The sequence below is a fragment of the Streptomyces virginiae genome (genome assembly GCF_000720455.1).
Taxonomy (GTDB): Bacteria; Actinomycetota; Actinomycetes; order Streptomycetales; family Streptomycetaceae; genus Streptomyces; species Streptomyces virginiae.
Genome location: NZ_JOAK01000023.1, coordinates 91738 through 100137 on the forward strand (window position 1 = coordinate 91738; position 8400 = coordinate 100137).

General features: G+C 73.9%; 12 protein-coding genes. 6 read left to right on the forward strand and 6 right to left on the reverse strand.

The features are described 5' to 3' along the window. Positions 1–16: 16 nt before the first annotated feature. The gene (locus IG86_RS0128555) at positions 17–292 is read right to left on the reverse strand and encodes an isoamylase early set domain-containing protein (RefSeq protein WP_030658138.1); all 276 of its coding nucleotides are present in this window, start codon (positions 290–292) and stop codon (positions 17–19) included. Positions 293–562: 270 nt separating this feature from the next. On the opposite strand from IG86_RS0128555, the gene IG86_RS0128560 reads away from it, so the two are divergent. After that, on the forward strand, positions 563–1108 hold the full coding sequence (locus tag IG86_RS0128560) for a hypothetical protein (protein ID WP_234316363.1): 546 nt from the start codon (positions 563–565) through the stop codon (positions 1106–1108). Positions 1109–1149: 41 nt separating this feature from the next. Here IG86_RS0128560 and IG86_RS0128565 read toward each other — a convergent pair whose 3' ends face one another. The 5 genes from IG86_RS0128565 to IG86_RS0128585 form a co-directional block, all read right to left on the reverse strand. Then, positions 1150–1749, reverse strand: a complete 600-nt coding sequence (locus tag IG86_RS0128565; protein ID WP_030828034.1) for an Asp23/Gls24 family envelope stress response protein — start codon at positions 1747–1749, stop codon at positions 1150–1152. A 51-nt stretch (positions 1750–1800) separates the two neighbouring features. After that, positions 1801–2391: a DUF6286 domain-containing protein gene (locus tag IG86_RS0128570; RefSeq protein WP_037943210.1), complete on the reverse strand. Its 591-nt coding sequence runs from the start codon at positions 2389–2391 to the stop codon at positions 1801–1803. Positions 2392–2427: 36 nt separating this feature from the next. Next, positions 2428–2733 carry an Asp23/Gls24 family envelope stress response protein gene (locus tag IG86_RS44010; protein WP_208864281.1) on the reverse strand — a complete coding sequence of 102 codons (306 nt, stop codon included), beginning with the start codon at positions 2731–2733 and terminating at the stop codon, positions 2428–2430. A gap of 107 nt (positions 2734–2840) precedes the next feature. Continuing rightward, positions 2841–3020, reverse strand: coding sequence for a membrane protein (locus IG86_RS0128580; RefSeq protein WP_030828043.1), 180 nt, complete (start codon positions 3018–3020; stop codon positions 2841–2843). A gap of 87 nt (positions 3021–3107) precedes the next feature. Then, on the reverse strand, positions 3108–3593 hold the full coding sequence (locus IG86_RS0128585; protein WP_030828047.1) for an Asp23/Gls24 family envelope stress response protein: 486 nt from the start codon (positions 3591–3593) through the stop codon (positions 3108–3110). A 116-nt stretch (positions 3594–3709) separates the two neighbouring features. Between IG86_RS0128585 and IG86_RS0128590 the strand changes: the two genes are divergently transcribed. The 5 genes from IG86_RS0128590 to IG86_RS44015 all read left to right on the forward strand — a co-directional run bounded on the left by IG86_RS0128590 (position 3710) and on the right by IG86_RS44015 (position 8287). Beyond that, on the forward strand, positions 3710–4417 hold the full coding sequence (locus tag IG86_RS0128590) for an RNA polymerase sigma factor (protein WP_338116764.1): 708 nt from the start codon (positions 3710–3712) through the stop codon (positions 4415–4417). After that, positions 4408–5091, forward strand: coding sequence for a hypothetical protein (locus IG86_RS0128595; protein ID WP_051785477.1), 684 nt, complete (start codon positions 4408–4410; stop codon positions 5089–5091). The genes IG86_RS0128590 and IG86_RS0128595 overlap by 10 nt, the downstream gene beginning before the upstream one ends. Further along, the gene (locus IG86_RS0128600) at positions 5088–5519 is read left to right on the forward strand and encodes a hypothetical protein (RefSeq protein ID WP_051785478.1); all 432 of its coding nucleotides are present in this window, start codon (positions 5088–5090) and stop codon (positions 5517–5519) included. The genes IG86_RS0128595 and IG86_RS0128600 overlap by 4 nt, the downstream gene beginning before the upstream one ends. A gap of 124 nt (positions 5520–5643) precedes the next feature. Beyond that, positions 5644–6564 (forward strand): SDR family oxidoreductase, encoded by a 921-nt coding sequence (locus tag IG86_RS0128605; protein ID WP_030828059.1) that lies wholly within the window; start codon positions 5644–5646, stop codon positions 6562–6564. Between the two features lie 145 nt (positions 6565–6709). Then, on the forward strand, positions 6710–8287 hold the full coding sequence (locus IG86_RS44015; protein ID WP_199814514.1) for a serine/threonine protein kinase: 1578 nt from the start codon (positions 6710–6712) through the stop codon (positions 8285–8287). Positions 8288–8400: the final 113 nt, after the last annotated feature.

The following is an 8400-nucleotide window of genomic DNA, read 5'->3' on the forward strand; positions in this document are numbered from 1 at the left end:
CCGGGAGCGGCTGCCGTCAGGTGTGGATACGGCTGTTGGTGCCGTCGTGGGCGTCGGCGTGCTCGTCGTCGAACCAGTAGTCGCCGGCCGCGAGGTAGCGGAACGAGTGGGCGCTGTGGGCGGGCAGTGCGACGGTCGCGGCGCGGGTGCCGTCGCCGCGGGGCTCCAGGGGGTGGGCGGCGGGGTTCCAGTGGTTGAAGTCCCCGACCACGCTGACCGGCCCGTCGGGAGTTTCCGCGGGGAGGACGAAGGTGACCTGCGTACGGCCCTTGAGCTTCTTGCGTTCGAGCACTGGGACACTCCAGCCGTGGAGGAACGGGGAAACCGGCCCGTGCATCCTCACGCCGGTGCGCGTGTGCTGCGGCAGCACCGGGCCGGGGTACGGGCAGATGTCACCCGACTGGCCGCGCCGGCCGGCCTCCGGCGGCACCGGGGGCACCGGTGACGGCCGTGGGACGGGAGGGGCGGCCGAACGGATGTGCTCCGTGCCGAAGGTGGGTAGGAGCTGTCTGCCGCGACGCACCGAACGTGCGGCACCAGGCGTACGGTTCGGGGAGGGACTGTGGCACTGCTCGATCAACTACCCGCGCTCATGGGCGTCGTGGTCGGTTCGCTCGGCTCCTACGCCGTGCAGACGCTGACCGAGCGCCGGCGGTGGACGCGGCAGCGGCAGGAGCGGTGGGACGAGAAGCGCTTCGAGACGTACGGCCGTTACGCCAACGCCCTCAAGGCACAGCTCCGCCTCACCCAGCGCATCGGCGCCTCACTCGGATACTCGGACGTGGTCGATCCGCTGGCACCGGCCGACGGCCTGCCCCTGCTCGCCGACGCCGAGTCCCACCGTGCGACGGAGTGGGAGGCCGTCCTCCTGGTGGGGGACGCGGAGACGGTCGCGGCCGCACGGCGCTGGCACGAGACGATCTGGACCATACAGCTGCTGATACGGGAGGACTCGGTCGACGGCGAGCTGTGGACCAGGGCGCACCGGCTGGCGAGCGCGGCACGGGACGCCTTCTACGAGAGTGCGCGGCGCGACCTGGGCATCGAAGGCGCTCCGCCGCCTCCGGGGCAGTGGCCACGGCAGTGGCGGGCCGAGCTGTCGGGGTGAGAGTCGCTCCGCCCCGCCGCGTGCCCGTCGGTGCCGCAGGCCTATTCGGCCCGGTGCGGCTTGTGCGCGGCCACCCGCATCCGCGCCTCGGCCGGCAGCCGGGTGTGGCCGGTGGAGCGGCGGGCCCGGGTCAGGGGGCCGTCGCACAGCGCGCGCAGGACGGGACCGGGTTCGCTGTCCTGGGTCAGGGTGAGGTCGAGTTGCGCCTTCGGACTGCGTGACGGGCCGATCATGCGCGCCTGCGCGCGGGTGACGCCCGGTTGCCGGCCGGCATCGGCGGCCAGCGCGTCGCTGAGGGCGTGCTCGCGCAGTTCCACGCCGTCCGCGGGGGGCTCGCCCAGCCGAATGTCGCCGGGGTGGGTCCGGTGGAGCTGCGCCAGGAGCCACCAGAGGGCGAGCAGGAACACGACGGCCAGGACGGCGATGACCACGGGCCACCACCAGGCCTCGTCCGTCCACCGCGTACGGTCGGCGTCATCCAGCACCACGGTCTTGGGGGCGGTCCACGGCATGCCGTCGGGAGACGAGAGGGACCAGCGCCGGTAGACGTCGAAGCCACCCGCCAGGATCAGGACGCCTGAGCCGAGCATGACGATGCCCGTCAGGGCCAACAGGATCCGGTTGATCGCGGACTTCCTCATGAGATCCGTCCTGTCTCGTGTTGTCGCGGGCGGGTGGCCGTCCACGACGCGTCACTTGGGGCGGGCGCGGGTCCGGACGGCGAGCCCGGGCGGGTCGGCGAGGGCGAGCCGGTCGATCTGCTCCCGCAGCACGGCCTCCAGATCGGCCCGGACCTCGGCCGGGGAGCGGAACCGTACGTCGGCGCGCGCCGCGACGCGGTGACGGCGCATGCGGATCCTCGCGCCGCTGACGCCGGGGACGCGCAGGGCGGCGTCCCGCAGCAGCAGGACCGCCGCGGCGCGGTCCAGCACGGCCCGTACGTGCGCGTCGGGGGACTTCAGCGGGTACTGGTGGCGCAGGCCGGGCGTGAGTGCCAGCACGATCAGCCAGAGGCCGAGCAGGGCGAGGACGGCGGCGCCGACCCGCATCCAGACGTCGTCCAGGGGACGTGTGGCCAGCTCGGGGGCGAGGCTCGTGCGCCAGGCGGCGGCGTTGCCGCCCGCGCGGACCCGGACGATGTCGAACAGGAGGGCTCCGGTGGCGGCTGCGACGACCAGGGCCGTCAGTGCGGCGGGGATCCGGCGTGCGGACCAGGGCCGGCGTGCGGGAGGTACGCCTCCCGCGGGCGCAGGGTCGGGGGAAGCGGCTTGGTCCGTTTTCATTCCGGCGCTCCTTCCGGGAGGGTCGTCACCCGGGGCTCATTGCACGCGCCCGCCATCGAGGCCTGCGCCGCCGATGGGGACCAGGTGCTCGATGGCGAGGGTGACCTCGGTGACCTTGATCCCGGTCAGCTGGCTCACGCGAGTGCTGACGTACTGCTGGAGTCGGCGGGAGGCGTCGGCCAGGTCGATGGGGTACGGCAGGTCCAGAGAGAGGCCCAGGCGGGCCGTACCGCCACCGACGGTGACCGAGGCGCGTGGCCCGGCCAGTCCCGTGCCGGGCTGTGAGGTGGCCTCCTGCTCGGCCAGAGCCTCCCGTGCGGCGCGGACCGCGATGCGGGCCACCACTTTGTCCCGTACCACCGTGGCGCCGCGCTCGGCAGCCGGCAGTGTCGGCGGGGCCGAACCAGCCGCTGAGCCGGGCGTGGCGGCGGTCGGTGTCGGTCGCGAGGTCACCGCGGGCCCCCGGAACGCCTGAAGTCGGACGTCGTGAGATCGCCCTGAACCAGGAGGCCGATCACCAGGCCCACCGCGCCCAGGACGGCCACGAGCAGGAACGCCCAGAAGCCTCCGAAGAATGCGGCGAAGCCGAGGGCCATACCGGCCAGCAGGCCCACCTTTGCTGCGCTCATCTCACTCACCTGAATCCTCACGTCGAGGTATGTCCTGCGTCGTGCGCCGTGCGCGGTCGCGCACGGGGCGAGGAGGGCGAGGCGGGGTCACTGCACACGGCCCTCGCCCGTCTCCTCGTCCTCCTCGTCGGGCAGGTGGACGTCGTCGACGGTGACGTTCACCTCGACGACCTCGAGGCCGGTCATGCGCTCCACCGCCGTGATGACGTTGGTGCGGACGGCGCCGGCCATGTCCACGATGGCCACGCCGTATTCGACGACCACGTCGAGATCGATGGCGGCCTGTCGTTCGCCCACCTCGACCTTCACCCCGCGGCTCACGCTGGGACGGCCGCCCGGAACCATGTCCTTCACGGCCCCGAGCGTGCGGGTCACGCCGGCGCCGAGGCTGTGGATGCCCGGCACCTCCCGGGCGGCCATCCCCGCGATCTTCTCGACCACGCTGTCGGAGATGGACGTCCGGCCTCGTGTCTCGGGCGCCGCCCCGGCGCCGCTGCGGCCCTTCAGGGTCTTGCCCGCCGAGCCCGTCCCGGGCTCGCTCCCACCTGCGATGGGGCTGATGGTGTCCGACATGGGGGACCTCCCGAGGGTCCTGCGGGTGCCGGTGTGGCGCCCTCGACTGTTTGGACACGCCCCGGGCGCATTCGTCACCGCTGTCGCACGACCCGTTCCACCTACCATGGAGATGCGTGCGCTACCGCGAGGACCGTTCCCGACGAAAGTGGGCGGCGATGCGCAACCGGCCCGGACCCCCACCCCCCTACGAGGCGGAGTTCCGGCCTGCGCCGCGGCCGGCCACCGGCTCCACCGCCGCGCGGGGCGCCGCCGGCGGTCCCGGCGGTTCAGGAGCCCCTGACGACCTGAACGACGGCATGCTGGCCGTCCGGGCTTCCGAGGGGGACGACGACGCGTTCGCCGTCCTCGTCCGGCGGCACAGCAGTCGGCTGCTCGCCCTGGCACAGCACCTGCTGGGCGACCGGGCGGACGCCGAGGACGCCGTGCAGGAGGCGTTCCTCAGTGCCTGGCGACGTCTGCCGGAGTTCCACCACGCCGCCTCCTTCGGCACCTGGATGTACCGCATCGTGACGAACCGCTGCCTGAACGTCCTGCGCCGCAGTCCCCGTCCCCTTCCGCTGGACGCCCTCCCCGAGCCCGCCGCCGCCGACGCCGGGAGTTCGCCGCCCCGGGTATGCGAGGGGGACGCCGCGACCGCCGCCCTGAAGCGGGCGCTGCTGGAACTCGACCCTGAGCTGCGCGCGTGCTGGGTCCTGCGGGAGCTGCACGAACTGCACTACGAGGAGATCGCCCACGTTCTGGGCACCAGCGAACAGACCGTGCGCGGGAGGCTCTATCGCGCACGACGCGCACTGACGGAGGCGATGCGCCCATGGCGCTAGACGACCCGCACCGATCCTCGGGCGACCGCCCCGAGCCCGTGGACACCATGAAGGCACCGGCCTCGGTGCTCCACGAGGCCGAGCTGCGGGCCGGCCCCGAAATCCTGCCCTGCGGGCGCCCCGTCAGCCGTGCCTGGGAACAGGCGCGCAGGCCCGCCGGCACCCCGGTGGACCCGCACACCGGCACGTGCACGTGGTGCCGGCAGGCTGTCGAAGGACTGACCGCCCTGGACCGGGCCGCCCGCGCCCTGCGCACCGAAGAACAGCCCGACGGCCGTACACTCGCGCAGCGGGTCGTCGACGCGGTGCGTGCCGAGACGCGCCTGGGCGCCATGCTGCTGCTGGACGACCCCGATCAGGACCTGCACATCGCCGAGAGCGCCGCGGCGAAGGTGCTGCGCCGGGCCGTCGACACCGTTCCGGGTGCCCGTGCCATCAGCTGCCGCCTCGTGCTCGTCCGGGGGAGCCGGGCCGTGCACACCGTCGCCCTCACCATCGCGGCCGCACTCGATCAGCCGCTGCCGGAGCGGGCCGAGGAAGTGCGCGGGGCCGTGCTGCACGCGGCTCACCGCGGCTTGGGCCTGCGCGTCACGGCGGTCGACCTGACCATCAACGCGGTGCTGGAGGCTCCCCGTGCCACGGTCGACGAGCGATCGACGGGTGGCGACCTGTGACCACCGCCGCGCGTGAGGACGTCCATCGGGCGGCGGCCCGCGCCGCCCTCCAGGTTCCCGGCGTGGCAGGTTTCCAGCCCGCCCTCGGTGACCTCCTCCCCCTCGCCGTCTCCCGGACGAAGCACGCCCTGGCGGGCGGCGCGGCCGCCGGGCGTCCCGCCGCCGGCGTCCGCTGCCGGCACACCCCGGAAGACGGCTGGCTGGTGGAGGTGCGGTGCGCGGTGCGCTCCGACCGGCGCGTGGTCGACGTCGCCCGAGACGTCCGCGAGCGGGTCCGGGCGGCGGTGACGGCCAAGCTCGCGCACCACGGCAGCCCCGGGCCGGTCACCGTCCTGATAGCGGTCACCCGCACCGAGTGGATCGTGAGCCGTCCGGATGCGCCGGCCCTCCGCCTCGTGTCTCCGCCCGATGTACGCCACCCGGATTGACACGGGTGTCCTGGCGCTGGGGTGCACCGGCTGCGGGGCCTCGGACTGTTAGAGAGGCCGTGCGGCCCGCGCGATGCCGGAGGCCGGCCAACGGGCTCTGCCCGCACCAGGAACGAGGGGCGCAATGCGCGACATGTCCACGCCCGGCCGAGACCGCCACCCCGGCGCCCCGCTGCGGGGAAGGGTCGCGGTCGTGACCGGCGCCGCACGCGGAATCGGGGCGGCACTGGCACGGAACCTGTCCGAGGCGGGGATGTCCGTGGCGCTGCTGGGCCGCGAGGAGGCGTCCCTGCGCGCGACGGCGAGGACCCTGCCGAACCGGAGCGTCTGCGTCGAGGCCGACGTCACCGACAACGCGGCACTGCAGGCCGCCGCCCGGCACGTGGAAGAGGTGCTGGGACCGGCCAGCGTGGTCGCCGCCAACGCCGGGATCGCCGTCGGCGGGCCCTTCGACCGCACGGCGGCAGACCTGTGGCAGCGCGTCATCGACGTCAACCTCACCGGATCCGCCAACACCGCCAGGGCCTTCCTGCCCCAGCTGACCCGCACGCGTGGCTACTTCCTCCAGGTCGCCTCCACCGCCGCGCTGGGCTCCTCCCCCATGATGAGCGCCTACTGCGCCTCCAAGGCCGGCGTCGAGTCCTTCGCACTGGCGTTGCGCAGCGAGGTGGAGCCCGACGGTGTCGCCGTCGGGATCGCCTACGTCCACTGGACCGGCACCGACATGATCAGCGGCCTCGACGAGCTTCCCGTACTGCGTGCCCTGCGCCGCCACCAGCCCCGGTTCGCCCGTCGGGTGCGCACCCCCGAGCAGGTCGCCGGCTGGATGGCGGAGGGGGTCGCGCGCCGCTCCCCCTCCGTCTACGCGCCGCCCTGGCTGCGCTGGTGCCAGCCACTGCGGCCGCTCTTCCCGCCGATCGTCGCCCGCATCGCCCGCCGTGAGCTGCGTACGCCCGCGCGCGGCGAACTGACGGCCGACGCCACCGTCCTGGGTGCCGGAGGCCTCGCGGACTGGCACGCCCGCAACCCGCCCGGGGGCTCCTGAGCCGCTGCGGACGTGGACCGGCCGCCCACCAGTGCGCCCTGGGAACCGGCGGGGGCCGAGAGGTCGCGGCGAGGTGGGCAAAGCCCTGCACGGTGCTGGTCGCCATCACTAGAATTCGGCCAAGCCAGGCTATGCGGGGGGCCGAGTGGAAGCGTTGATTCCGGGTGATCCTGTAACGGTCGGTCCGTACCGCGTCGTCGCGCGGCTCGGCAGCGGGGGCATGGGGCGGGTCTATCTGGCCCGGACGCCCGGCGGGCGCAGCGTGGCCGTGAAGGTGGTGCATCCCGAGCTGGCGCGGGATCCGGAGTTCAGACGGCGCTTCGCCCGCGAGGTCGCGGCGGCGCGGGCGGTGGACGGGCGGTTCACCGCACAGGTCCTCGACGCCGGCGTGGACGACCCGACACCGTGGCTGAGCACCGTGTTCGTGCCCGGCATGTCGCTCGCCGAGGCGGTGGCCGAACACGGCCCCTTCCCCGTGGAGTCGGCGCTCGCCCTGGCCCGCGGACTGGCCGCGGCGCTCGCGGCGGTGCACGCGGCCGGCCTGGTGCACCGGGACCTGAAGCCGTCGAACGTGCTGCTGGGCCCCGACGGCCCCCGGGTGATCGACTTCGGCATCTCGCGGGCGACCGAGGCAAGCGCCCTGACCCGGACCGGGATGACCGTGGGGTCGCCCGGCTTCATGTCTCCGGAGCAGGCCGGCGGGGGCACGGTGGGGGCCGCGTCCGACGTGTTCTCGTTCGGGACGGTGCTGGCCTTCACCCTGACCGGGGAGAGCCCCTTCGGTACGGGTGCCACTCCCGCGCTGCTGTACCGGGTCGTCCATGCCGAGCCACGGCTGGAGGGCCTCTCGGGGGTGGCGCTGGACCTCGTACGGCGGTGCCTGGCCAAGGACCCTGCGCGGCGGCCTTCGCCCGCAGTCCTGTTGGCCGAGCTGTCCGCGCGGCCGGACGGTTCGGGGTGGCTGCCGCCCGCCGTCGCCGGCAGCCTGCTCGCGCGGGCCTCCTCCGCGCTCGAAGCGGATTCCGGTCCCGCGCCGGCGGCCGCACCCGCCCGGTACGCGCCGACCCGTGTGGACCCGGCGCCGGCCGGCCCCGCGATGCGCCCGACGGGGATCCGGGGGCGGATCCGAACGGCTCCCTTCCTGGCGGCGGTCGCCGTGGTGGTGGCCGCGTCGATCGGCGCCCTGGCGTACACGGCCCACCAGCACCGCGAGGACGCGGACCCGTCGTACGTCTCCCAGGACGACAACGCCGACACTCCCTCGGACACCCCGTCGGCCGAGGAGACGAGCCCGGAGCCCACCGACGGCGGGACGACTTCCGAGGAGCCGACCCCCGCGGCCACCGATCCGTTCGACGACTGGTCCCTGGCCGACGAGGCGGACGTCCGGCTGCCCACCGGCCACGGCTTCGACGCCTCGGACTTCAAGAACGCCAAGTCCGGCACCGGTTTCGACGTCGACCTGCACCAGAACTGGGACCTCGCGGGGGACGACATCCTGCTGCTCAAGGACGAGGACTCCGACGTGAACAGCGACTGCCTGGCCGACGAGTGGTCCTCCGGCTACGGAACCCTCGTGGAGGACGCGGAGTGGGACGTCGGCGACAAGATCTGCGTCCGGTCCTCCTCCGACGTGCTCCTCGTCCTCCAGGTCACCGACATCGCGGACGGGTCCGGTGACGACCACATGGAAGCCCTCGCCAAACTGTGGAAACGGCAGTAGACACTCCCTAGGGGGTGTCCGCAAAGTAGCGTCGGCCGCCCGGAGGGCGGGCGCGGCGGGGTCCGGTGCGTGCGATTGCAAGGCGGAGGAGGGAGCCGATGCGGAGCATCGGC

Coding starts and splice junctions, on each gene's coding strand:
- IG86_RS0128565 (WP_030828034.1), bottom strand. CDS start 1,749: ATGAGGAAGTCCGCGATCAACCGGATCCTGTTGGCCCTGACGGGCATC.
- IG86_RS0128570 (WP_037943210.1), bottom strand. CDS start 2,391: ATGAAAACGGACCAAGCCGCTTCCCCCGACCCTGCGCCCGCGGGAGGC.
- IG86_RS0128580 (WP_030828043.1), bottom strand. CDS start 3,020: ATGAGCGCAGCAAAGGTGGGCCTGCTGGCCGGTATGGCCCTCGGCTTC.
- IG86_RS0128585 (WP_030828047.1), bottom strand. CDS start 3,593: ATGTCGGACACCATCAGCCCCATCGCAGGTGGGAGCGAGCCCGGGACG.
- IG86_RS0128595 (WP_051785477.1), top strand. CDS start 4,408: ATGGCGCTAGACGACCCGCACCGATCCTCGGGCGACCGCCCCGAGCCC.
- IG86_RS0128605 (WP_030828059.1), top strand. CDS start 5,644: ATGCGCGACATGTCCACGCCCGGCCGAGACCGCCACCCCGGCGCCCCG.